22 protein-coding genes are annotated in these 22,642 nt (G+C 70.9%); 10 read left to right on the forward strand and 12 right to left on the reverse strand.

Annotated elements, in window-relative coordinates:
• Window positions 1–31: 31 nt before the first annotated feature.
• A complete protein-coding gene (locus tag V6S02_RS12425) occupies window positions 32–343 on the reverse strand; it encodes a hypothetical protein (RefSeq protein WP_124292171.1) in 312 nt (103 codons plus the stop codon).
• Window positions 340–1,359, reverse strand: a complete 1,020-nt coding sequence (locus V6S02_RS12430; protein ID WP_124292172.1) for a LacI family DNA-binding transcriptional regulator — start codon at window positions 1,357–1,359, stop codon at window positions 340–342. Before V6S02_RS12430 ends, V6S02_RS12425 begins: the two co-directional genes overlap by 4 nt.
• Before the next feature lie 217 nt (window positions 1,360–1,576).
• Between V6S02_RS12430 and V6S02_RS12435 the strand changes: the two genes are divergently transcribed.
• The 5 genes from V6S02_RS12435 to V6S02_RS12455 all read left to right on the forward strand — a co-directional run bounded on the left by V6S02_RS12435 (window position 1,577) and on the right by V6S02_RS12455 (window position 7,806).
• A complete protein-coding gene (locus V6S02_RS12435; protein ID WP_336401660.1) occupies window positions 1,577–3,607 on the forward strand; it encodes a beta-galactosidase in 2,031 nt (676 codons plus the stop codon).
• Window positions 3,604–4,551, forward strand: coding sequence for a carbohydrate ABC transporter permease (locus V6S02_RS12440; RefSeq protein ID WP_336401103.1), 948 nt, complete (start codon window positions 3,604–3,606; stop codon window positions 4,549–4,551). Before V6S02_RS12435 ends, V6S02_RS12440 begins: the two co-directional genes overlap by 4 nt.
• Entirely contained in the window at window positions 4,548–5,474 is a 927-nt protein-coding gene (locus tag V6S02_RS12445) for a carbohydrate ABC transporter permease (RefSeq protein WP_240638757.1), read from the forward strand. The genes V6S02_RS12440 and V6S02_RS12445 overlap by 4 nt, the downstream gene beginning before the upstream one ends.
• 53 nt (window positions 5,475–5,527) lie before the next feature.
• Complete coding sequence (locus tag V6S02_RS12450; protein ID WP_124292175.1) at window positions 5,528–6,859, forward strand: ABC transporter substrate-binding protein; 1,332 nt, start codon at window positions 5,528–5,530, stop codon at window positions 6,857–6,859.
• A 236-nt stretch (window positions 6,860–7,095) separates the two neighbouring features.
• A complete protein-coding gene (locus tag V6S02_RS12455) occupies window positions 7,096–7,806 on the forward strand; it encodes a hypothetical protein (protein WP_336401104.1) in 711 nt (236 codons plus the stop codon).
• A gap of 38 nt (window positions 7,807–7,844) precedes the next feature.
• Here V6S02_RS12455 and V6S02_RS12460 read toward each other — a convergent pair whose 3' ends face one another.
• From V6S02_RS12460 to V6S02_RS12485, 6 genes are all read right to left on the reverse strand, one after another.
• On the reverse strand, window positions 7,845–9,551 hold the full coding sequence (locus V6S02_RS12460) for an aldehyde dehydrogenase family protein (RefSeq protein WP_336401105.1): 1,707 nt from the start codon (window positions 9,549–9,551) through the stop codon (window positions 7,845–7,847).
• Window positions 9,552–9,560: 9 nt separating this feature from the next.
• Window positions 9,561–10,865, reverse strand: a complete 1,305-nt coding sequence (locus tag V6S02_RS12465) for a kynureninase (RefSeq protein WP_205783009.1) — start codon at window positions 10,863–10,865, stop codon at window positions 9,561–9,563.
• Window positions 10,858–11,883 (reverse strand): amidohydrolase family protein, encoded by a 1,026-nt coding sequence (locus tag V6S02_RS12470; protein WP_336401106.1) that lies wholly within the window; start codon window positions 11,881–11,883, stop codon window positions 10,858–10,860. Before V6S02_RS12470 ends, V6S02_RS12465 begins: the two co-directional genes overlap by 8 nt.
• On the reverse strand, window positions 11,870–12,733 hold the full coding sequence (kynA, locus tag V6S02_RS12475) for a tryptophan 2,3-dioxygenase (RefSeq protein ID WP_124292180.1): 864 nt from the start codon (window positions 12,731–12,733) through the stop codon (window positions 11,870–11,872). Before kynA ends, V6S02_RS12470 begins: the two co-directional genes overlap by 14 nt.
• A 67-nt stretch (window positions 12,734–12,800) precedes the next feature.
• Complete coding sequence (locus V6S02_RS12480; RefSeq protein WP_336401107.1) at window positions 12,801–14,387, reverse strand: molybdopterin-dependent oxidoreductase; 1,587 nt, start codon at window positions 14,385–14,387, stop codon at window positions 12,801–12,803.
• Window positions 14,388–14,461: 74 nt separating this feature from the next.
• Window positions 14,462–14,722: a glutaredoxin family protein gene (locus V6S02_RS12485; RefSeq protein WP_124292182.1), complete on the reverse strand. Its 261-nt coding sequence runs from the start codon at window positions 14,720–14,722 to the stop codon at window positions 14,462–14,464.
• 102 nt (window positions 14,723–14,824) lie between these two features.
• Between V6S02_RS12485 and V6S02_RS12490 the strand changes: the two genes are divergently transcribed.
• On the forward strand, window positions 14,825–15,967 hold the full coding sequence (locus V6S02_RS12490; protein WP_336401108.1) for a glycosyltransferase family 2 protein: 1,143 nt from the start codon (window positions 14,825–14,827) through the stop codon (window positions 15,965–15,967).
• A 121-nt stretch (window positions 15,968–16,088) separates the two neighbouring features.
• Here V6S02_RS12490 and V6S02_RS12495 read toward each other — a convergent pair whose 3' ends face one another.
• A complete protein-coding gene (locus tag V6S02_RS12495; RefSeq protein ID WP_336401109.1) occupies window positions 16,089–17,255 on the reverse strand; it encodes a polysaccharide deacetylase family protein in 1,167 nt (388 codons plus the stop codon).
• Between the two features lie 130 nt (window positions 17,256–17,385).
• Here V6S02_RS12495 and V6S02_RS12500 point away from each other — a divergent pair, with 130 nt between their 5' ends.
• Genes V6S02_RS12500 through V6S02_RS12510 form a run of 3 tightly spaced genes read left to right on the forward strand, consistent with a single transcriptional unit; the run spans window position 17,386 to window position 19,993 of the window.
• On the forward strand, window positions 17,386–18,321 hold the full coding sequence (locus V6S02_RS12500; protein WP_442927930.1) for a metal ABC transporter substrate-binding protein: 936 nt from the start codon (window positions 17,386–17,388) through the stop codon (window positions 18,319–18,321).
• A complete protein-coding gene (locus tag V6S02_RS12505; RefSeq protein WP_336401110.1) occupies window positions 18,318–19,079 on the forward strand; it encodes a metal ABC transporter ATP-binding protein in 762 nt (253 codons plus the stop codon). Before V6S02_RS12500 ends, V6S02_RS12505 begins: the two co-directional genes overlap by 4 nt.
• Window positions 19,076–19,993, forward strand: a complete 918-nt coding sequence (locus V6S02_RS12510; RefSeq protein WP_336401111.1) for a metal ABC transporter permease — start codon at window positions 19,076–19,078, stop codon at window positions 19,991–19,993. Before V6S02_RS12505 ends, V6S02_RS12510 begins: the two co-directional genes overlap by 4 nt.
• On the opposite strand, the gene V6S02_RS12515 is transcribed toward V6S02_RS12510, so the two are convergent.
• The 3 genes from V6S02_RS12515 to V6S02_RS12525 form a co-directional block, all read right to left on the reverse strand.
• On the reverse strand, window positions 19,951–20,778 hold the full coding sequence (locus V6S02_RS12515) for a hypothetical protein (protein WP_336401112.1): 828 nt from the start codon (window positions 20,776–20,778) through the stop codon (window positions 19,951–19,953). The two genes, V6S02_RS12510 and V6S02_RS12515, sit on opposite strands and share 43 nt — an antisense overlap.
• Window positions 20,775–21,617 (reverse strand): hypothetical protein, encoded by an 843-nt coding sequence (locus tag V6S02_RS12520; protein WP_336401113.1) that lies wholly within the window; start codon window positions 21,615–21,617, stop codon window positions 20,775–20,777. Before V6S02_RS12520 ends, V6S02_RS12515 begins: the two co-directional genes overlap by 4 nt.
• A 63-nt stretch (window positions 21,618–21,680) precedes the next feature.
• Window positions 21,681–22,034 (reverse strand): DUF7882 family protein, encoded by a 354-nt coding sequence (locus V6S02_RS12525; RefSeq protein ID WP_124292189.1) that lies wholly within the window; start codon window positions 22,032–22,034, stop codon window positions 21,681–21,683.
• A gap of 172 nt (window positions 22,035–22,206) precedes the next feature.
• On the opposite strand from V6S02_RS12525, the gene V6S02_RS12530 reads away from it, so the two are divergent.
• Entirely contained in the window at window positions 22,207–22,641 is a 435-nt protein-coding gene (locus V6S02_RS12530) for a MarR family winged helix-turn-helix transcriptional regulator (RefSeq protein ID WP_240638759.1), read from the forward strand.
• Window position 22,642: the final 1 nt, after the last annotated feature.

Raw genomic sequence — 22,642 nt, forward strand, 5'->3', positions numbered from 1 at the left:
AGCGGGGGGTGGAGGGGAGCGGACGCGGAGGTCAGGCGTCGAGCAGCCGCCACTCGGCGAAGAAGTCGCGCACGGTCTTCTCGCCGAGGTCGCGCCGCACCGTCTCGAGCAGGCGGCTCGCCTCGGCATCGGTTCCGGCGTTCACGCGGAGCACCGGTGCGTCGCTGTCGGAGCGCACCACCACCAGGTCGAACGTCGGGGCGGCGAGGTCGTCGCCGCCGCCCATGACGGCCAGCGCGAATGCGCCGACGTATTTCGCCGCGCGCTTCAGCGGGGACGGATGCCGCACCTCCAGCCGTGCTTCGAGCACGCGTGCCGCGAGGGTGCTGTCGTCGAGGTTCATGCCGATTCCCGCCACACCGTCTCGCACTCGAGCATCACCTCGGCACCCCCGGGGGCGCCGCCGATGCGATCGAGGACCAGCCGCGCCGCCTCGGCGCCGAGCCCCGCTGCGGGCTGGCGCACGGTCGACAGCGCGGGCAGGGTGCGCCGCGCCCACGCCGAATCGTCGAAGCCGACCACGCCGACATCCTCGGGCACCCGGCGTCCGGCCGCGCGCAGGGCTTCCACCGCTCCGGCGGCCACCGCATCGGATGCCGCGAAGATGCCGTCGATGTCGGGTGCGCGCGCCAGCAGCGCCTGCATGCCCTCTCTCCCCGCCGAGTACGAGTACAGCGGCACCGGCTCGACGAGGCGGTCGTCGAACTGCTCGCCGAGCGCCTCGCGGAAACCCGCGAGGCGGTCGGACCCCGAGTCGCGGTCCAGCGCCGCGGCGATCATGCCGATCCGTCGGCGGCCCGTCTTCCTCAGGCGCGAGGTGATCGCGCGGGCCGAACCGCGATTGTCGATGACGACGAACGAGGCCGAGGACGCGCCGGGAGGGTGGCCCACGTACGCCGCCGGCAGCTGAAGCCGCTCCACGACCCGCGTGATGGGGTCGTTCGCTCGAGCCGAGACGATGATGACCCCGTCGACGAAGCCACCGGAGAGGTAGCGGGCGACGCGGTCGGTGTCGCGGCCGGTGTCGGCGATGAGCACGGCCATCTGATGATCGGCCTCGGAGAGGGCGGCGTTGGCCCCCAGCAGGATCTCGCCGATGTTCGGATCTTCGATGAACAGCGAGTGCGGTTCGTGCACGATGAAACCGACCGCCTGGCTCCGCTGCATCACGAGGTTGCGCGCCGCGGTGTTCGGCACGTAGCCGACCTTCGCGATGGCCGCCTCGATCGCCTCGCGCGCGGTGGCGGAGACGTAGCGGTCGCCGTTGACGTACCGGCTGACCGTGCCGCGCGACACCCCGGCCTCCAGCGCAACATCGTGCACGGTCGCACGTTTGGGGCGCACGGGCGGAGTGGTCACGAGGCCACTGTAGCCCCCGCCGTTCGACTTTCTGCTTGACAGCCGGCCCGCGGGAATGTCAGTGTGTGTACGTTCACAGACTCTCGACGAGGAGTTGTCGTCCGAGAAACTGTGCACGTTCACACAGCACGTCGGACAGCACCCTCACTTCTGGAGATCCGTGGACCACCTCGCAACGACGCTCCCCCCGCAGAGCGACGACGCGCTTCTCACCGAGATCGATGCGTCGCCGGCTCACCCGCGCTTCGCGCACCAGGGTGTCGCCTTCGGCTGCGACTACAACCCCGAGCAGTGGACGCCCGAGGTGTGGCGCGAAGACGTCGCCCTGATGCGCGAAGCCGGGGTCGATCTGGTCGCGATCAACGTCTTCGGCTGGTCGGCCCTCCAGGGGCCCGACGGCGCCTTCCGCTTCGATGAGCTCGACGAGGTCGTCGCGCTGCTGCACGAGAACGGCATCCGCGTGAACCTCGGCACCGGCACCTCGTCTCCACCGCCGTGGCTGACCACGCGGCATCCTGAGATCCTGCCGGTGATGGATGACGGCACCACCCGTTATCCCGGTGGTCGCCAGGCCTGGTGCCCGAGCTCCCCGGTGTTCCGCCGGTACGCGCTCGCGCTGGTCGAGGCCGTCGCCGCACGCTACGGCGCGCACCCCGCGGTCGCCCTGTGGCACGTCTCCAACGAGCTCGGGTGTCACAACGCCGAATGCCACTGCGCCGAGTCGACCCGTGCCTTCCGCCGGTGGCTGCAGGCGAGGTACCGCACCATCGACGCGCTGAACGCCGCCTGGGGGACGAGCTTCTGGAGTCAGCGCTACAGCGACTTCGACGAGATCCTCACCCCGCTGCGCACCGTCTCCACGCGCAACCCGGGGCAGGTCTTGGACTACCGCCGCTTCTGCAGCGACGAGGTGCTCGCCCACTACCGGGCCGAGCGCGACGTGATCCGTCGCCACAGCGACATCCCCGTCACCACCAACTTCATGGTGACCGCCCACATCGACGCCCTCGACTACTGGACCTGGGCGCCCGAGATGGACGTCATCGCCAACGACCATTACATCGACTCCCGACTGGCCGACCCGCTCGCCGAGCTCGCGTTCACCGCCGACCTCACCCGCGGGCTCGCGGGCGGCGAGCCCTGGCTGCTCATGGAGCACTCCACCGGTGCGGTGAACTGGCAGCCCGTGAACCTCGCCAAGGCACCCGGTCAGATGACCCGCGACTCGCTGTCGCACGTCGCGCGCGGCGCCGACGCCGTCTGCTACTTCCAGTGGCGCGCCTCGCTCCAGGGCTCGGAGAAGTTCCATTCGGCCCTCCTTCCCCACGCCGGCACCGACAGCGCTCTCTGGCGCGAGGTGCGAGAGCTGGGCGCTCTGATCGGTCGCCTCGACGAGGTCGCGGGCACCACCGTCACGGCCGACGTCGCGATGCTCTTCAGCTGGGAATCCTGGTGGGCCGCCGACGCCGAGAACCGCCCGAACCACGCGCTCGGCTACCTCGACCAGGTGCATGCGATGTACGCAGCGCTCCGCGACCTCGGCCACACCGTCGACGTCGTGCGCCCGGGTGCTGACCTCTCGCGCTACCGCCTCGTGGTCGTGCCGGGCCTGCATCTCGTCTCCGACGCCGACGCGCGTGCCCTCGACGGCGCCGCCGCGACCGGAACCCACGTCGTCGTCACCTTCTACAGCGGCATCGTCGATGAGAACGACCGGGTCCGCCCGGGCGGTCACCCCGGTGCGTGGCGCGACCTGCTCGGCGTCCGCGTCGAGGAGTTCGCCCCCGTCCTGCCGGGAACCACCGTCACCCTCGACAGCGGTGCGACGGCGACGATGTGGACCGAGCGGATGTCGGTGACCGACGCCGCCGTCGTGGCACGTTTCGCAGACGGGCCGTCGGCGGGTCTGCCGGCGATCACCCGGCGCACCGCCGGGGCGGCCGGGACCGGCGACGCGTGGTACGTCGCGACGCTGCTGGAGGCACCGGCGCTGCGCGCTCTGCTCGAGACCGCCGCCGCAGCGGCGGGGGTCACCGCAGAGCCCGGTGCAGGACGCGGCGTCGAGGTCATCCGCCGTCACGGCGACGACCGCGCCTACCGTTTCGTCATCAACAACACCGATCGGCCCGTCGAGATCGACGCGGTCGGCGATGACCTCGTGACCCAGAGCCGCGTGACCGGAACGCTCGTCGTTCCGGCCGGCGGCGTCCGTGTCATCCGTGAGCAGCCGACAGAGGAGACGGCATGACCACTTCGCCACCCATCGCCGGCGTCGCCGGCGCGGCCGCGGCGCCCGACGCGCCGGTGCAGAAGCGCAAGCGACCCCGCGTGCAGAACCCGTGGGCGATCGTCGCCTTCGTGTCGCCGTTCGCGCTGGTCTTCACGCTCTTCTACGTCATCCCCATCGGTTACGCGGTGTGGCAGTCGCTGCTCGTCGTCGAGCGCGAAGGCACGTTCGGCGAGGCTCGCGAGGTCTTCGGCGGGTTCGCGCAGTACGCGCTGGTGTTCCAGAACGCCGAGTTCTGGTCATCCGTCGGTCGCGTCTTCCTCTTCGGCATCGTGCAGGTGCCGGTCATGCTGGGCCTTGCGCTGCTGTTCGCCCTGCTGCTGGACTCGCCTCTCCTGCGGGGGAAGAAGTTCTTCCGCCTGGCTTTCTTCGTGCCGTACGCGGTGCCCGGCGTCATCGCCGCCATCATGTGGGGCTTCCTGTACTCGCCGAACCTGTCGCCCTTCGAAGCGGTGACCAGCCAGGTCGACTTCCTCTCGTCCGATCTGGTGCTGTGGTCGATTGCGAACGTCGTGACCTGGGTGTTCGTCGGCTACAACATGCTGATCATCTACTCGACCCTTCTCGCGATCCCCGGCGACATCTACGAGGCCGCGCGCCTGGATGGCGCGGGGCAGGCACGGATCGCGTGGTCGATCAAGATCCCGCTCATCCGCCCCGCGCTCGTCCTCACCGGGGTGCTGTCGATCATCGGCACCCTGCAGCTGCTGGCCGAGCCCCAGACCTTCCGGTCGTTCAGCTCGGCGGTGACGAGCACGTACACCCCGAACATGACGATCTACGCCACGAGCTCCATCCCGAACGTGTCGCTTGCCGCAGCGTTCTCGGTAGTACTGGCGCTGGCGACCTTCGTGCTGTCGTTCACGTTCCTGCGCATCACCCGGCGGAAGGCGGCGGCGTCATGACCACGACGACCACGATGACGGCCGTCAACCCGACGGCGTCGCGCCGCCGGAGGGGCGGCGGACAGGATGCCGTGGGTCGCGGACCCCGCGAGGGCGTCATCCCCCGCACCGCCGCCTTCATCGTCATGGGGGTCTTCACCCTCTACTTCCTCACGCCGATCTGGTGGCTGCTCATCGCCTCCACGAAAGACCGCGGCGACCTGTTCAGCACCAACCCTCTGTGGTTCGCCGACTTCCGGTTCTTCGAGAACGTCGGCGCCCTCGTGGCCTACCGCGACGGGGTGTACCTCCGGTGGCTGCTGAACAGCCTGCTGTATGCGGGGGTGGGCGCCGTCGTGGCGACCCTGCTGGCCTCGATGTGCGGATACGCCCTGGCGAAGTACCGGTTCCCGGGCCGCGAGACGCTCTTCAACGTCGTCCTCGGTGGAGTGCTCGTGCCCGCCACCGCTCTCGCGCTGCCGCTGTTCCTGCTGTTCAGCCAGGTGCAGCTGACCAACACCTTCTGGGCGGTCTTCCTCCCGAGCATCGTCAGCCCGTTCGGTGTCTATCTGAGCCGGGTCTTCGCCGAGGCATCCGTTCCTGACGAACTGCTCGAGGCGAGCCGCCTCGACGGAGCGGGCGAGGTGCGCACCTTCTTCACGGTGTCGATCCGCCTGATGTTCCCGGCGCTGGTGACGGTCTTCCTCTTCCAGTTCGTCTCCATCTGGAACAACTTCTTCCTGCCGCTGATCATGCTGCGCAGCGAAGAGCTGTTCCCGGTGACCTACGGGCTCTACGCCTGGAACTCCACGATCAACCAGTTCCCCGAGCTGCGCACCTTCGTGCTCGTCGGTTCGCTGCTGTCGATCGTCCCCCTGATCATCACGTTCCTGCTGCTTCAGCGGTACTGGCGCACGGGCCTCGGCACCGGCGCGCTGAAGTGACAACCCCCCGCCCGGGCAGCAACCCGGGCACCCACCACCGAGAGAAGGAAACAATGCGTTCAACGAAACGAGCGGCCACCGCAGCCCTGCTCACCGTGTCCGCGCTCGCCGTCGCCGGCTGTGCGGCCGGCGGAGGGTCGGGCAGTGGAGGCGACGCCGCCTCCTGCGAGCCGGCCGGCGAGGATGTCACCCTCACGTTCACCTCGTGGATCCCCGGCATCGAGGATGCCGTCGCGATGTGGAACGAGGAGAACCCCGACATCCAGGTCGAGGTGCAGACGGGCCCTTCGGGCAACGCCGGCACCTACCAGAACTTCTTCAACCAGCTCGAGGCCGGCAACGCCCCCGACCTCGGTCAGATCGAGTACGACGCGCTGCCGAACTTCCGCGTGCAGGACGGCCTCGTCGACCTCGGTGCATGCGAGGACGTGCTCGCCGCCGAGGACCAGTTCCTCGACTGGACCTGGGGTCAGGTCACCCTCGGCACCGAGGACGAGGTCTACGGCATCCCTCAGGACCAGGGCCCGATGGCGCTGTTCTACCGCAGCGACCTGTTCGAGCAGAACGGCATCGAGGTTCCGACCACGTGGGAGGAGTACCGCGAGGCTGCGGTGAAGGTCCGCGAGGCCGGCGGCTACATCACCAACTTCTCGGACAGCGACATCAACCAGTTCGCCGGCTTCGTCTGGCAGGCGGGCGGTCAGTGGTTCGAGAACGACGGCGACGCCTGGACGGTGAACCTCACCGGCGAGGAGTCGACGACGGTCGCCGACTACTGGCAGGACCTCATCGAGAACGACCTCGTCTCGACCTACCCGGCCTGGACCGACGAGTGGAACAACGCCTACAACTCCGGTGAGGTCTGGACCTGGAACTCGGCCGTGTGGGGCGCGAACTCGATCCTCTCGGGTGCCCCCGACACCTCCGGCAACTGGTCGGTGGCCCTGGCGCCGCAGTGGAACGCCGGTGACCAGAAGGCCGGCAACTGGGGTGGCTCGTCCATCGCGGTCTTCAACGGCACCGAGCACCTCTACGAGGCGGCGAAGTTCGCGCTGTGGCTGAACACCTCGGAAGAGGCCCTCACCTCGCTCAACGAGACCGCGCAGATCTACCCCGCCACCACCGCGGGACTGGAGCTGCCGGTGCTGAAGGAGGGCGTGGAGTTCTACGGCGGCCAGCCGATCTACGACGTCTTCGCCGAGGCCGCGACCCAGGTCGACCCCAACTTCACGTGGGGCCCGACCATGACGCAGACCTACGGTGACGTGTCCGACGGCTTCAAGGCCGCCGCGCAGGGCAACGGCACGCTGCTCGAGGCGCTCGAGGAGGGCCAGGCGGCCACGATCTCGACGCTCGAGGCGCAGTCGATCCCCGTCGCCGAGTAACACGCGGTAAGACACCGGCGCGGCCCAATCCGCGCCGGGCCGGGGCCCCTCTCGCCGGGGGTTCCGGCCGGTCGAGCCCACCCTTTCCTCCCCGTCGCCCGTCCTTTCGCAAGGACGCGGTGGCGGGGCGGATCGGGTGGGCTCGTTCGCGTCCGGGCTTCCGCCGGCGTCATGGAATGGCGATGCCACCTCGCAACCCCTGCGCCGCGGCGACCGCGGCCGGGCAGAATGACCCCATGAGGCTCGTTCGCGCAGGCCTGTACCTCGTGCAGGCGATCATCGCCGGCGTCGTCATCACGCTGACCGCCATGCCGGCCACCGGCGAGGTCACCGCCCGGCTGGGGGGAGCGGATGTCGCGATCGCGACTGTCCACGCGGGGTGGGCCGCGGTGGTGCTGCTCGCCTTCGGCGGGCTCGTCGACGCCGCCGTCGCGCGCATCGAACCGCTCGCCACACGCGCGCGGCTGGTCACCTGGATCGGGTGGTCGCAGCTGTCGGGCGTCGCGGTCTTCCTCATCGCCCAGCTGAACGGCATCACCGAACTGACGACCCTCGTCGCGCTCTACGCGCTCACGGCCGGAGCCGTGATGCTCCTCGCCCTCGACGGTGCCCTCGTCGCCCCCCGCCTCGACGACCCCGCACCCGCCGACGCCCCCGACGCCCCCACCGCGTCCCGCGTCATCCGAGGTCTCCGGCGCCCCGCCGCGCTGGCGGCGGTCATCGGCATCGTGCCCTGGGGGCTGATCGCGTTCGCGCAGATCGGCGGGGGCCTGGTCGGCGACCCCGTCGGGCTTGGGACGCGGATCGTCACCCTCGTCGTGCTCGCCCTGTCGATCGCGGTGTGGTTCCGCGGCTGGTTCCGGCCGGCGGACGCCGACGCTCCCGGCATCCTCCCCCTTCTGGCGACGACCGCGCTGGCGTGGGGAGTGATCCTCGCCGTCGGCTGAATCCGCGTCGGAACCCGCGCCGGCGGCGCCGGCCCCGCCTAGGCCCGGAACGCCCGCAGCAGGGTCTTTCCCAGCGCCGGCCACCGCCGGTGCATCCGGAACCGGGTGAACCCCTCGCTCACCGTCGCGCCCGTGCGCGACGACACGAACCACGGCGGCTTCGGCAGCACCGAGAATCGGCCACCGCGCACGAGCGCGGTGAGGGAGCGGGGGAAGGGTCGGAACGGCCCGCGGGCGATCGAGCGTTCGACGTCGTCGAGCAGCAGCGCGTTGTGCACGACGCCGATACCGCTCCCGACGTCCTGCAGGGTGCTCCCGGGGAACGCGCTCCAGGTGAGGGTCGGGGTGAGGAAGACGAAGGCCGTCCACGCGTTGATCGCGATCGCCCCGTACCGCAGGTCGGTCACCGCCCGCTCGAACCCGTCACCGAGCGCCGCCTCGGTCGCCGGATCGATGAGGATGTTGGCGCCGAGCGTGCCGGTCAGCCGTTCGTTCGCGTGCGCGACCGCGGCGTCGAGGAACTCCTGACCCAGACCCGGGAGCGCGATCACGCCGAGGACCGGCGCGAAGTACTCGGTCTCCTCGATGGGTCCGGGCACGGCTCCCGCATCGGCCTCGACGAGCAGCCGGGTGCCGTCGGCGCACCAGACGGCGTCGGGGTACGCCGCTGCCGCGGCATCCATCCGCTCCGCGCTGCCGGGGTACCAGGGGGTGCGCGTGGTCGCCTCGTCGTATGCGCGCCGCAGCGCCGCCACGAACTGCGCGCGCTGCGGCCAGTCGCGACTGAGGAGCACGACCTGCCCGGCGATGCAGTTGTGCCCGGCGTTCTGCAGTCGCATGGTCACGATGTGCTCGGCCTGATACCGGATGTCGGCAGCCGACCATCGCCCGGGCACCACGATGATCGGCGAGACCCCGCCGAGCTCGGCCGTGATCGGCTTCTTCAGCGCGGGACGGTTCTCGCGTCGCCGGCGGCGGGCCTGCGGCCCGTCACCCCACACGATCCGCTCGAACGTCGCCGCGGACCCGGTGATGTGCACGTGATCGACGCCGGGGTGCGCAGTGAGGGCGGCGCCCACCTCGGGCCCGCCGGCGATCACGCGCAGGAACCCCGGCTCGATGAGCGGGGCGAGCGCGCGGGTGAACACCGGCAGCAGCGTCTCCTGCGTCGGATTCAGCTTCAGCATCACCACGCGGTTGTGGGCGAACAGTTCGTACAGCACGTCGGCGACCGGGATCGAGGTGACGTTTCCGGCGCCGAGCACGAGCCCCACCCCGCCGGGGGCGCCGGGGGATCGCTGTGCGAGACCCGCCCTCTCCCGAGCCTCGGCCTCGGTGACGCCCGGTCTCAGCCACACCTCGCCGGTGAACCCCGACAGCAGCAGCGCGTCGATCGCGCGGAGCGGGAAGGCGTCGATCCGCACCCGGCCCCCGGGGGCGGGGGTGACGCGCACCCCGTCGAGAGGATTGCCGCCCCGTGCCAGACGGCGGAGGGTGGCGGCCAGGGCGTCGACGAGTTCGATCGCGCCGTACGGACCCGAGAGCCACTCCTCGCCACGGAGCGGGTGGCCGGCGTCGAGGCCCTTCGATCGCGCGGCCGCCGCAGCCCACTCGGGGGCGGCGTCGCTGATGCTCGCATGCACGCGGTCGAGAAGGCGAGCCCGCTGCGAGAGGGTCAGCGCGACCCAGGCGCGCGATCCCTCGCGCAGGTCTCGGAGGGCGACGTCGACGTCAGGTGCGGGCACGCGCTCAGCCTAAGCCGCGGTGCCGGCCGTCGTCGCTCGGGCTCCGTCCCCATCCCCGTCCAGGGCTTCGAGCGCGTCGGCGACGGCCCGCATGCCCGACAGCGTTTCGGTGAAGCTCGTCGACAGCGGCGACAGGCCGATGCGCAGGCCCCCGGGGTCGCGGTAGTCGGGGATGACGTCGTTCTCCCAGAGCCGCGCCGTCACGGCGCGCATCTGCCGATGCCGCAGCGTCACGTGTCCGCCCCGCTCGGCCGCGTCGCGGGGTGACCCGAGGGTCACGCCGTAGCGCGCGAGCAGGTCGTCGGCGAGGTCGACGGCGAAGCCGGTGAGCGCGCGCGACTTCTCACGGATCGGTCCGATACCCGCCTCGTCGATCAACGCGAGGGTGTCCTGCATCGCGAGCATCCCGACGATCGGCGGGGTTCCGGAGAGGAATCGGCCCATGCCCGCGGCGGGCTCGTAGCGCGGCCCCATCGAGAAGACGTCGGCCGCGCCCATCCACCCCTGAATAGGCTGCGTGAGCTCGGACTGCAGCCGGGTCGCGACGTAGGCGAAGGCCGGTGACCCCGGCCCGCCGTTCAGATACTTGTAGGTGCAGCCGACCGCCAGGTCTGCGCCCCACCCGTCGAGGTCGACCGGCACCGACCCGGCCGAGTGGCAGACATCCCACAGCAGCAGTGCACCGGCGTCGCGGGCGATGGCGGTGAGCGCCGGCGCATCGGCCAGGTGTCCCGAGCGGTAGGCCACGTGCGACAGCACGACGAGTGCGGTCGCCGGTCCCACGGCGGCGCGCAGCTGGTCGGGGGTGACCCCGGCGGCGGTGTCGACCTCGATCCATCGGATCGTCGCGCCCCGCTCGGCGGCGATCCCCTCGACGAGGAACCGGTCGGTGGGGAAGTTGTCGGTGTCGATGACGATCTCGACCCGGGCGGGGTCGCGACGGCGCTGGTGATCGACGGCGGCGCGCATCAGCTTGTACAGCAGCACCGTGGTCGAGTCGCCGACGACCGTCTGCCCGGCCGCCGCCCCGAGGGCGACCCGGCCGATCTCGTCGCCGATCGCGTAGGGGAGGCGCATCCACGACTCATCCCAGCCGCGGATGAGTCGGCCGCCCCATTCGTCGGTGACGAAGCGGGCGAGGCGATCGGCGGTCGCACGCGGAGGCCGGCCGAGCGAGTTGCCGTCGAAGTAGACCAGCGACGTCTCGGCTCCCACGAACCGGTCGCGGAAGCCGCGGAGCGGATCGGCGGCGTCGAGAGCGGATGCCGCGGCATCCCAGTCCTGCGTACCGGCACGCTCACGGGGGTCAGTCATCGTCATCCTCACTGTCGGCGTTCCCGGCCTCGTCGTCGAGGTCGGGGAGCAGGTCTTCGGCCGGAACAACGCTCGCCGTGGCGAGCCAGTCGGCGAGGGCGGTCGGGTCGTCGGCGCCGTCGGCGGCCCGCGGCGGCTGCCCGCGCAGGAACGTGCGCACCTCCGGCAGCGGAGCGGCGCCGGGCCACGGATCGGTCAGGGCGGCGACGAGGGCGGGCACGTCGCACCCGGCGGCGAGGAGGGCGCGCAGCTCGCGCGGATTCACCCCCAGCGGCAGATCGCCGTTGCCGAGATCTGTGCCGTAGACGACGCGGCCGCCGGCCGCGCGGAAGGCGCGGAGGTTCTCGCGGGCGACGTCTGCTGCCTGTTCGTCGTCGCGGTGGATGTCGAGGGTCGAGATCCACACCTGTGCGGCGGCCGCCCGGGCGACGAGGGCCTCGTCGAGCCGCTCGGTGAACGGGGTGTGCGCGAGAGCGTCGATTCCGGCTTCGAGCGCGCGTCGGGTCATCCCCTCGCCTTCGACGTGAGCGACGACCGGAAGCCCGGCGGCGTGGGCCGTCTCGACGATCGTCGCCACGGCATCCTCGGGGAGGGGGCGGTCGTGATGGAGGACGACTTTGATGACGGATGCTCCGGCGAGCCGTTGCTCGTCGACCGCCGTCGCCGCGCCCCCGCGGCGCCCGATCTGCGGGGAGGCGTCGGTGATCTGACGGACGATGGCCGGCGGGGCCCACTCGCGACCGGCGGGGTAGCCGCCGAGGGTGGTGAGGAAGGCCCCGGCATAGGTCACCTGCGGGAGCGTGCCCGCGGCGCGGTCGGCGAAAATCGCGGGATCGCCGCCGAGGTCGACCACCGCTGCGACCCCGCCGAGCGGCAGACGCTCGCCGTCGACGAGGTGCAGGTGCACGTGGTGATCGACGAACGCGGGGAGCGAGACCCCCGCTTCGTCGGTGAGGGCGCGGCGGACCGCGGCGGCGTCGGGTCCGAGCAGGGCGCGCAGCGGCTCAGGATGCGGCATCGGGCACCTCGGTGCGCACCGCCCAGAGCTCCGGGAAGAAGGTCAGGTCGAGGGCGCGGCGAAGGAACGGCACGCCGCTCGATCCGCCCGTGCCGGTCTTGCCGCCGATGATGCGCTCCACGGTCTTCAGGTGACGGAAGCGCCAGAACTGGAAGTTCTCCTCCAGGTCGACGAGCTCTTCGCACGTCTCGTAGGCGGCCCAGTGCGTCGCGGTGTCGGCGTAGATGCTCGTGAAGACCGGAACGAGCTCGGGGGTGAAGGTCCACGCCTGGGTGACGTCGCGCTCGAGGATCGCGCTGGGGATGTCGTAGCCGGTGCGCGCGAGGAGCCGCAGGAACTCGTCGTAGAGGCTCGGCTGCTCGAGCGCGGTGCGCACGAGGTCGTGCGCGGCCGGGTCGGCGTCGAACACCCGCAGGACGGCGGCGTTCTTGTTGCCGAGCGTGAACTCCACCGCCCGGTACTGCGCCGACTGGAAGCCGCTCGCCTTGCCGAGGACGCTGCGGAACTGGGCGTACTCGGTGGGGGTCAGGGTCGCCAGCACCGACCACTGCTCGGTCAGGGTGCGCTGGATGTGCTTGACCCGTGCGACGCACTTCAGTGCCGGGGCGAGTTCGTCCTGTCGCAGCAGGCGGCATGCCTCGGCGAGCTCGTGAAGGACGAGCTTCAGCCACAGCTCGGTGGTCTGGTGCTGGACGATGAACAGCAGCTCATCGTGGTGCTCGGGGTCGCTCAGCGGCAGCTGGGCCGACAGCAGGGTGGGAAGTTGCAGATAGCCGCCGTAGCTCATCCGGTCTGAGAAGTCCGTCTCGACCGTGGGCTCCAGTGGTCGGGTGTTGCGCTCGACCGTCACCCCGTCAGCCTAACCAGTCGCGGTGGTCCGGCCGCGGGTGCGGGGATGGCGCGACGGAGGATGTCGGTCACCGGACGGTGACCAGCACCCGCTGCCATCCGGTCGATCCGTCGGGTGCGATCGGCGCACGCTCCTGGATCTGGGTCTCACCGTCGCGGTTGACCGCGCGGACGGCGATGTAGTGCGTGCCGCCCGGGGCGTCCCAGTCGAGGAACCACTGCACCCAGGTGTCGTCGTTGATCGGCGTCGACAGGGTCGCCTGCTGCCAGGGGCCGTCGTCGATGCTGACCTCGACCCGCTCGATGCCGACGGTCTGGGCCCAGGCCATGCCGGCGATCGGCGTGCGTCCGGCGGGGATCGGGGTGCCGGCACGCGGGGTGTCGATGCGCGAGGAGAACTTGATCGGAGCCTCGGCGCTGTAGCCGCGGGGAGTCCAGTACGCCTCGTCCTGCGCGAAGGTGGTCACGGTCAGCTGGGTGAGCCACTTGGTCGCCGAGACGTAGCCGTACAGGCCGGGCACCACCATCCGCACCGGGAAGCCGTGCTCGAACGGGAGCGGCTCGCCGTTCATGCCGACGGCGAGGATCGCGTCGATGCCGTCGTCGGTGACGGCGCTGAGCGGCGTGGATGCGGTGTAGCCGTCGACGCTGCGCGAGAGCACCATGTCGGCACCGGCCTGCGGGCCCGCCATGCGCAGGACGTCGCGGAGCGGCACGCCGAGCCAGACGGCGTTGCCGACCAGCCCGCCGCCGACCTCGTTCGACACGCACGTGAGGGTCACGGCGTACTCGTCGAGCCCCATCGCGACGAGGTCGTCGAAGCTCAGCTCGACGGGGGTGTCGACCATGCCGTCGATCCGAAGCCGCCAGGTGGCGGGGTCGACTGAGGGGACGGTGAGTGCGGTGTCGACGCGATAGAAGTCGTCGTTGGGGGTGATGAGGGGCGACAGGCCCGGGATGTCGAAGCTCGCCCCGTCGGGGATGGTCACCGTCGTGCGGGGGGCGGGGAGGGCCAGCTCTTCGCGGATGGCGGCGAGAGACGAGGTCGCGGCGTTGACGACGCGGGAACCCGCTCCCACGACGACCGCCGCCGCGGCGGTGACGAGGCTCGCACGCAGGAACGCGCGGCGGTCGACGGCAGCGGGGCGTTCGGCGGTGGGCTGCGGGGTGTCGGCGTGTTCGGCCGGAGTGTTCGTGCGCGGGCTGCGCCACCGGCGGAGGCGGTTGACGAGCAGCATGAGGGCGAGGATGCCGACGACCGTGCCCACGAGCGGCGGCAGGACGCTGAGCGGAGTCGCCCCGGCACGGGTCAGCGTCGCGGCTCCCGAGAGGATGCCGGCGAGCGCGAGGGCGGCGACGCCGAGCGGAGGTCGGAGGTACTGCAGGATGCCCGCGACCGCCGCGGCGACGACCACGCCGACGCCGATCCCGATGAGCAGCACGACCTTGTCGGCATCGCCGAAGGTCGAGATCGCGAATTCCTTGATCGGCTGCGGAACGATGTCGATGAGGAACGACCCGACCGCGAGGATCGGGCTCGCGCTGCGCGCGACGACCAGGGCGACGAGTTCGGCCGCGGCGAGGAAGGCGGCGGCGCCGATGATTCCGGATGCCGCAGCCCACCCGATCGGGCGGCGTGCCGTCTTCGTGGTCATCCGGCTCCCCTTCCGCTTCTCGGCCTGACTTCACCTGTTCGTCGCGGGGCGGGGATCGGATGGCGCGGCGCGCGTCAGAGGAGCGCGAGCTCCCGCAGCTTCGCCTCGACGTCGGAGTTCGAGGGCTCGACGTGGTGCGACGCGTCGGGGTAGACGACGACGGGGATGTTCGTGCGGCCCGAGATCTCCCGGGCGACGTCCGCGGCCTCGGGCTGCGCGACGAGGTCGACGTAGGTGTAGGCGACACCCAGCTCGTCGAGCTGCTTCTTGGTGCGGATGCAGTCGCGGCACCAGTCCGCGCCGAACATCGTGATGGGGGTGGGGGTGTCAGTCATCCTTCAATCCTTTCGTGCCGAGCATGGACAACGCCTGAGCACGCCCGACGCATTCCCCGACGCCGCGCGCGGGCCCGGGGGATCGTGCGACGATGGTCGGCAGTGCAGCTCTCGATCATCGTCCCGACCTTCAATGAGGCTCCGAACATCCCGGAGCTGGTCGCGCGCGTCTCTGCAGCGGTCGAGGACATCGAGGCCGAGATCATCGTGGTCGACGACAGCACCGACGACACCCCCGCCGTGGTCGAGGACGTCGCGCGGAGCGCGGCCCTCCCGGTGCGGCTGATCCACCGCGCGAAGCGCACCGGAGGTCTGGGCGGCGCGGTCATGGCGGGCATGAAGGCCGCCGAGGCCGATGCGTGCCTGGTGATGGACGCCGATCTGCAGCATCCGCCCGAGAAGATCCCCGAGCTCTACCGGCGCTTCGATCAGGGCGACGTCGACGTCGTCATCGCCTCGCGCTACGCCGGCGGCGGCACCTCGGGCGGCCTCGCCGATCGCACCCGCGTCCTCGTCTCGAGCGCGTCGACCGCGTTGACCAAGGCGATGTTCCCCCTCCGGCTGCACGACGTGACCGACCCGATGACGGGGTTCTTCCTCATCGACCGCCGCGCCGTCGACCCCGCCACGCTGATGCCGCGCGGGTTCAAGATCCTGCTCGAGATCCTCGCGCGCAGGTCGCTGCGCATCGCCGAGGTGCCGTTCGACTTCGCCGAGCGGCACGCCGGCCGATCGAAGGCGTCGTTCCGGCAGGGCCTGCACTTCCTCGCCCAGCTGACGGCGCTGCGCTTCGGCAAGATGTCGCTGTTCGCCCTCATCGGCGGGCTGGGCGCCGTGGCGAACCTCGCGATCATGTGGGTGCTCATCCAGCTCGGGGTCGGTTACATCGTCGCGGCCGTCATCGCCGCCGAGGCGACGATCATCGGCAACTTCCTGCTGCAGGAGCGCTTCGTCTTCCACGACATGAAGCACGAGGCATCGGGGGTCTGGACGCGTTTCGCGAAGTCGTTCGCCTTCAACAACACCGAGGCGCTCATCCGCATCCCGGTCATCGCGCTCCTCGTCGAGACGTGGCACATCTCCAGCGTCATCGCCGCCGGGATGACGCTCGTCGTCGCCTTCCTCGTGCGGTTCATGTTCCACTCGCTGGTCGTCTACGCCCCGCGACGAGCGGGAGCTCCGAGCCGCGCGCGGCAGTTCGTCGACGAGCTCGACGCGCAGGCGATGTCGCCCGGCGAGCTCTGACCCGTCCCTTCTCCCGCGGATCGCCCGTGCTCAGAGATCTGCGTGAGCGCACAAATCCGCGTGAGCGCAGGAATCGCCCGCAGCGCGAAGAGCCGCCGCTGCGCGGCACGCCCCGCCCCGCTCAGCCGATCAGGTTCACCAGTGCGTCCAGACCCATGCCGTAGTTGATGCGGATGGTGGGGAGGGCGAGCTTGTCGGTGCCGATCGTGACGTAGCCCGGCTCGATGGTGCGCGCCATCTCGAAGCCGGCCTGGCGCAGGCCCTCCTTCGCGGTCTCGTTGTAATGACCGAAGGGGTAGGCCATCACCTCCTTCACCCCGAGAACCTGAGCGGATGCCTCCATGTCGGCCACGATCTCAGGGACCGCGTAGTTCGTGATCCGCCCGTCGCCGTTCGCGCCGGCCTGATGCATGTCGTGCGTGTGAGAGCGGCGCAGCACATAGGGCGAAGGTGCCGGGTCCTGCCGGTAGGCCGTGATCATGAACGACGTCGAGAGCACCTGGTACTTGTCCACCACCGGCACCGCGAGATCGAACCACGTCTGATCGGCGTCATCGTCGGTGACGATCACCGACCGGTTCGGCAGCCACAGCCGCCCGTCGATGAAGGCGCTGAGCTCATCCCAGGTCGGAAGGTAGAACCCGCCGGTGGCGATGTGGTTCATGTGCGCGTCGAAGTCGCCGATGTAGGCGTAGTTGCCGCGCAGCCACCCGCTCTCGCCCTCGGGGTTCGTCGTGAACTGGTGGTACATCAGGATCGGGATGCGCGCGTCTTCGGCGGCATTCTCCTCGGGGGTCTTCCACGCCCCGTGCAGCGTCACCTGCCGGTCGGTGCAGGCGACCATCTCCGATCCGTTGACCCGCGCGGGCACGGTGAAGGTCGCGGCGTCCTCGGGGGTCGCGTACCACCCGGCGAAGACCGCGCCGTCGCGCCCGGGGATCGGCAGGCCCGCGTAGAGCGTCCCCTGCGTCTGCAGGATCGGCGCCTGGTCGATGCCGTCGCCGGCGAAGCTCACCGCGCACGCGTTGGGGTCGTCGGTGCTTGCCAGGAGCGTCTCGACCGGGGTCAGCGGGGTGGGTTCGGGCGTCGGCTCGGCCGAGGGCCCGGGCGTCGTCGAGGTGTCGCTGTCGGCCGCGGGCGCCGGCGCACCGCGCGTGAGTGCCGCGATCGTGACGGTCGCGACCAGGATGACCACGAGCACGGTGGCTGCGATCGTCGCGACCAGGCGCCTCCGGCGCCGCACGCGGGCGCTGGCGCGCCGCCGTCCGTATCGACCCACCTGCGACATCGCGTCCCCCTTCGCAGCGCCCCCGCGCCGAGGGCATCGTAGTCCTTCGGGCACGTCACGGCCGGCAGCGCGAGACCGCCGCGTCCTGATCGTGATACCCCGACGTGTCTCTCCCGCTATATTTTTCGGTATGCCGAAAAATCGTGCGGCGCTCGCTGGTGCGCTCCTCGCGGGGATGCTGGCGCTCGCCGCCGCGCTCACGGGATGCTCCGGCGGTGCCGCCGACAGCCCCGCGGACGATGATCGCCCGGTGGTGCTGACGACCTTCACCGTGCTCGCCGACATCGCGCAGAACGTCGCCGGCGACCACCTCCGCGTCGAGTCGCTCACCAAGGCGGGGGCCGAGATCCACGGCTACGAGCCGACGCCCGGCGACGTCCGCCGCGCCGCCGATGCCGACCTCATCCTCGACAACGGGCTGGGCCTGGAGGCCTGGTTCGCGCAGTTCGTCGAGTCGGTCGACGTGCCGCACGTCGTCGTCTCGGAGGGCGTCGACCCGATCGACATCTCCGGTGACGCGTACGCGGGGCTGCCGAATCCGCACGCATGGATGAGTCCGGTCAACGCCGCGATCTACATCGACAACATGGTGGCCGCCTTCGCCGATCTCGACCCCGACCACGCCGCCGACTATGCCGAGAACGGCGAGGCGTACAAGGCCGAGCTGCAGGCGGTCTACGACGGTCTGCTCGCCGAGCTCGAGGCGGTGCCCGAGGCGCAACGCGTGCTCGTGACCTGCGAGGGGGCCTTCTCGTACCTCGCCCGCGATGCCGGGCTCGACGAGGCCTACATCTGGCCGGTGAATGCCGAGCAGCAGGCGACCCCGCAGCGGATAGCCGCCGTCATCGAGCGCGTCGACGACGATGACATCCCCGCGGTCTTCTGCGAGTCCACGGTGTCGGATCGTCCGATGCAGCAGGTCGTCGAGGCGACGGGCGCCGCCTTCGGCGGCACCCTCTACGTCGATTCCCTCTCCGAACCCGACGGACCCGTTCCGGCCTACCTCGATCTCCTCCGCCACGACGCCGAGCTGATCGCCGCGGGTCTGCGAGGGGAGAGCGGATGACGCACCCCATCGAGGTCTCGGATGTCACCGTCCGCTACGGAGACGTCGTCGCGCTCCGCGACGTCTCGCTCGAGGTCGGCGCCGGCCGGGTCACCGGGCTCATCGGCATGAACGGGTCGGGAAAGTCGACCCTCTTCGCGGCGATCGTGGGGCGCCTGCGCCCCGACAGCGGCACGGTCCGCATCGATGGCGCCGACCCGGCGCTCGCGCGCCGGCGCGGGATCGTCGGCTATGTCCCGCAGTCGGAGGCGGTCGACTGGACCTTCCCGGTCTCGGTGCGCGACGTCGTGATGATGGGCCGCTACGGCCGACTCGGCCCGATGCGCCGCCCGGGCGCCGCCGACCGCCGCGCGGTCGACGAGGCTCTGGCGCGCGTCGATCTCGACGGGCTCGCCGACCGGCAGATCGGCCGCCTCTCGGGCGGCCAGCGCAAGCGCGCATTCGTCGCTCGGGCGATCGCGCAGGATGCCGGCATCCTGCTTCTCGACGAACCCTTCGCCGGCGTCGACAAACGCTCGGAGGCGACCATCGTCGGCCTCCTCCGCGACCTCGCGGCGGCGGGCCGGACCGTCCTCGTCTCCACCCACGACCTGCACGCGCTCCCGGATCTCGCCGACGAGGCGGTGCTGCTGATGAATCGCGTCCTCTTCCACGGACCGGTCGCGCAGGCTCTCGAACCCGCGACCCTGGCGCGCGCTTTCGGGCTCGACGAGCCGCCCGCACAGCGGCAGCCCCGCGCTGAGGGGGGCGCCCCGTGACCCCGCTCGACATCCTTCTCGAGCCACTGCAGTACGACTTCATGGTGCGCGCGCTCGCCACCACCGTCGTCGCCGCGATCGTGTGCGCGCTGCTGTCGTGCTGGCTGGTGCTCGTGGGCTGGTCGCTCATGGGCGACGCGGTCTCGCACGCGGTACTGCCGGGCGTGGTGCTCGCCTACGTCGTCGGAGCGCCCTTCGCCCTCGGGGCGCTGGTGTTCGGCCTTCTCGCCGTCGCGCTCATCGGGCTCATCCGCGGCACCAGTCGTGTCAAAGAGGATGCCGCGATCGGCATCGTCTTCACCACGCTCTTCGCCCTGGGGCTCGTGCTGATCTCGGTCACGCCCAGCCAGACCGATCTCAGCCACATCATCTTCGGCAACATCCTCGGGATCTCCGACGCCGAGTTCGTGCAGATCCTCATCCTCGCCGTCGTCGCGTTCGCGGTGCTCATCGTCAAGCGTCGCGACCTGACGCTCTACGCCTTCGACCCGACGCACGCCTTCGCGATCGGACTGTCGCCGCGGGTTCTCGGCGCTCTCCTCCTCGGGGTGCTCGCCCTCACCGCTGTCGTCGCGCTGCAGGTGGTGGGCGTGATCCTCGTCGTGGCGATGCTCATCATCCCCGGTGCGACGGCGTACCTCCTCACCGACCGGTTCGGTCGCATGCTCGTCATCGCGCCGGTGATCTCGGCGGCCGCGTCGGTGATCGGCATCTACCTGAGCTACTGGTTCGATGCGGCATCCGGGGGGCTCGTCGTCCTCGTGCAGGGGGCGTTCTTCACTCTCGCCTACCTCTTCGCCCCGCGGCAGGGGATCATCGGCCGTCGCCTCGTGGCCCGGCGAACGAGCCGCGAGGCCAGCCGGCTCGGTGGTCAGGGCGTGTCGCCCGCGAGCACCCGCACGTCGGAGCCCTGACGCACGAACTTCAGCGGCGTGCCCTCGGGGAAGCGCTCGAGAAGGGCGGCGGGCATCCTCGGCTGCACCCGGAACGACACCGATGCGGCGAAGGCGCCCACGCCGCATCCGAGGAAGACCTGCCGCTGCGCCTCGCCGCCGCCGTCGCCGACGACCAGGAGGCATTCGTCGGTGCCGCCCCCGATCCACTCCTCGTTGCTGCTGAACACGGTGAGACCGTAGAACTCGTCGAATCCGCGCAGCGAGTCCGCCGGAATGCCGAGGAAGTCCGGCGGAGTGAAGCCGGGGTCTCGGGCGAGGGTGCCGACCTGCTGGCCGCCGCCGGTGCGCTCGACGGTGGTCGCGCCGGCGACGACGATGACGGCGCCGATCGCCGCCGCCGCGAGGAGCGAGGCTGCCCAGGGTGCGCGTCGCCGGGGGAACCAGGCGCGAAGCGGCGGTCGTTCCTCGGCCGGGGGGAGGGGGGATGCCGCGGGCTCATCGCCGCCGGACGTGGGCCGGTTCTCGGTCTTCGAGCCTGACGTGCCGGGCGACTCGGGCGCCTCGGGCGCCTCGGGCGCTCCGGGTGCGGCGGGTACGGGGGCGGGAGCGGGCTCGGCCGCGGGCGGTGCGGATCCGTGCGTCGGCGGGCCCGAGTCATCCGTCCGCCCGTTGTTCCGCCGGAGGGCGGACTCGAGCGCACGCAGTCGTTCGACGGCGGCCGGATCGTCGGCGAGGTCGGCGTCGGGACCCCACGCGCGTTCCCGCAGGCGTCGGAGCTCTTCGTGGGTGGCGTCGAGGGTCATCCGCCGGCCCCGCCCGCTTCGACGGTCGTCTCCTGCCCGACGAAGACCCCGACCCGCGACCCGTCGAGCACGAATTGGAGCGGGGTGCCCACGGGGAACGCCGCGATGAGGTCGCGGGGAAGACCCGGCGACACCGTGAACTGCGCCGAGGCGGGGAACTCGCCCGCGCCGCACCCGACGAAGAGTCGCCCCTGGAACGCCTGCGACTGGTAGCTGATGTCGCCGCCGGCGGTGATGACGAGACACTGATCCGAACCCGGCCCGAGCCACTTCTGGTCGCTCGCCATGACGACCATGCCGTAGAAGTCCTCGAAGCCCCGGACCGAGGAGGCTTCGGGGTCCATGAACATCGGCGCCTGGAACTCCTCGTCGACGTTCAGGGTCGCGACCTGGCGGATGCCGCCGCTGTCGGCGGCGGCACCCATCACTCCCGCCGTGATGCCCGCCCCGATGACGAGGGCGCCCACGAGCGAGGCCGCCCAGGTCGCGGCCGGCCGGGGTCGCCGCACGCGCCGCGGCTCGACGTCGTCCCCGGCGGTGGCGGCCGAGTCGGCGTCATCCTCATCGGCGGGAATCAGCAGGCTGTCGGTGGCCGCGCCCGTTGCGGAGGTGTGCCGCGCCGCGGCGCCCGGGCCGGCCGGCGACGCCGGCGGCGGTGCGGGCGGGGGAGGAGGGGGGCTCGGCAGGGCGCGCGCCTCGAGTTCGTCGAGGCGCGCTGACGCTGCCGCGTCGAGATGGATGTCGGCGTCGGGGCTGAAGGCGCGCCGACGCAGGGAGCGGAGTTCCTCCGCCTCGCCGGCGTCGAGCGGCGCGGTGCCCCGTCGCGGACCGTCCTCCATGCCGTCAGCCTACGGCGGCGTGGAAGGGGTCGGGGCGGCGGATGAGGACGGGGTGAAGACCTGTCAGCCGGCGGCGGCGAGGGTCAGCGCGGGCTGAGGCTCGGCCTCGGGGCTCGTCGCGAACATGCGTGCGTCGAGATTGAGGCCGCCGGAAGAACTGGCTTCGGCCGCGAGCCGCTGCAGGAGGGGTCCGTCGATCTTCTCCGCGTCGACCGTGCTGAAGGTGAAGCGCAGCGGGATCGCCGGATGCAGCCAGAGCGTCGTACGCCCCGGGGCTTCGTCGTCGGTATGACGCCACGTGATCGTGAAGGATTCGTTCCGTCGGAGCTTCGTCGCTGCCAGCACCTTCACGTGCGCGAGCATGCGGTCAGGCATCGAGATGGCCTGTGTGTCGCTGCCGTAATACAAGTAACCCATGGTCCACTCCTTCGCCAGGCCCACCCAGCGTTTGGGATCGAGGTATCGACACCGGGAGCGAGCCAGTGGCAACAGGGCAACGCTAACACAATACTTCACCGATTTAATTAAATTCGTGTAATACTCAGGGTGTGAACCACACCGCACGAGTGTGGGCAGCAGGATGGAGGCGATGACGATCGCACGACAGCCATCCGCTCTGCGCCGGGCGCTTTCCGGGTATTCCGACGCACGCTCCGCCGCCTTCTCGCAGGCCCGCCGCGACCTCAACATGGGCGACGGCGATGCACGCGCACTGATGTTCATCTGCGAGCGTCCGGGCGTTCGCGCAGCCGACATCGCGGCATACCTCGGCATCACCGCAGCAGGGGCCACGGCCCTCATCGACCGACTGGTCGAGCGCGGCGTCGCGACCCGTGACTACGACCCGGACGATCGCCGCGTCATCCGGATCAATCCCGCCATCGACCTCTCGGATGCCCCGTGGTCATCGCTCTGCCGCTTCGACGACGACTTCGACGAGGCGGTGTCGCTCCGCGACGTGGCGCGTGTCGAGGAGCTGTCGACGCTCCTCGACGACCTCACCGCCGCGGTCACCTCACGCTGAG

Source organism: Microbacterium sp. CCNWLW134, assembly GCF_037083565.1.
Lineage (GTDB): Bacteria > Actinomycetota > Actinomycetes > Actinomycetales > Microbacteriaceae > Microbacterium.